This is a genomic window from Stenotrophomonas sp. Ste96 (assembly GCF_024519495.1).
GTDB lineage: Bacteria > Pseudomonadota > Gammaproteobacteria > Xanthomonadales > Xanthomonadaceae > Stenotrophomonas > Stenotrophomonas bentonitica_A.
In genome coordinates, this window is the sequence record NZ_JALJRX010000029.1 from 1 (window position 1) to 1290 (window position 1290).

Here is a 1290-nt window from a genome sequence, read left to right on the forward strand (position 1 = left end):
GTCGGCCCTCCAGGGTTTGGAGGGTCACGCAGGACACGGCGCGCCCTCGGGCACCGCTGAGGATCCACACGCCGGGCACGGCGAGGACGCCGCCGACCCGGACGCAGGTCATGGTGACGACGCCTCTGATCCGCACGCGGGTCATTCCACGCCCGCCACCCCGGAGGAGACTCCGCCCTCCCCCACCGGTCACGAGAGGCACTGACATGCTTGGCCGCCTCATCGAATTGTCGGTCCGCAACGTCTTCCTGGTGCTGGTGATGACGCTGGCGATCGTGGCCGGCGGCATCTACGCACTGATGCACACCCCGCTGGACGCACAGCCGGACCTGTCGGACGTCCAGGTGATCGTGTTCACCGAGTACCCGGGGCAGGCGCCCCAAGTGGTCGAGGACCAGGTCACCTATCCGCTGACCAGCGCCCTGCTGGCGGTGCCGAAGTCGAAGGACGTCCGCGGCTTCTCGTTCTTCGGCGCCTCCTTCATCTACGTCATCTTCGAAGAGGGCACGGACCTGTACTGGGCGCGCTCGCGCGTGCTCGAAAACCTCAACGTCGCGTCGAAGAACCTGCCGGCCGGCGTGGCACCGGCGCTCGGGCCCGACGCGTCGGGCGTGGGCTGGGTCTACCAATACGTACTGAAAAGCGACCGCCACTCGCTGGACGAGCTGCGCGCCATGCAGGACTGGTACCTGCGCTACCAGCTCACCACCGCGCCCGGCGTGGCCGAGGTCGCCAGCGTCGGCGGCTTCGTGCGCCAGTACTCGATTACCGTCGATCCCGTCCGGCTGCGCGAGTTCGACGTCCCGATTTCGCGGGTGTCCGAGGTGATCGCCGCGAGCAACCGCGACGTCGGCGGCCGCGTGATCGAGATGGCCGAGACCGAGTACATGGTCCGGGGCCATGGCTATCTGCGTGGCATCGAGGACATCGAGAGCCTGGTGCTGCGCGCCGAAGGGGGCGCCCCGGTGCTGATCGGCGACGTCGCCCGGGTCGAACTGGTGCCCGACGAGCGCCGTGGCATCGCCGACCTGGACGGCGAAGGCGACGTCGTGGCCGGCATTGTCATTGCGCGATTCGGCGAGAACGCCTTGGCCGTGATCGGCGGGGTGAAGGACAAGATCGCGGAACTTGCACGGGGCTTGCCCGAAGGCGTCAGCGTCCAGGCGGTCTACGACCGGTCCGATCTCATCGTGCGTGCAATCAAGACCCTGCGCACGACACTACTCGAGGAAAGTCTGATCGTCGCGCTGGTGTGCCTGGTGTTCCTGTTCCATGCGCGCAGCGCGCTGG

Annotated in this window: 1 protein-coding gene; it reads left to right on the top strand. The window is 67.9% G+C overall.

Translation table 11 applies throughout. The features are described from left to right. Window positions 1-206: 206 nt before the first annotated feature. Window positions 207-1290: efflux RND transporter permease subunit (locus OC373_RS18650; RefSeq protein WP_261998270.1), on the top strand; the 1084-nt coding region annotated here is incomplete at its 3' end.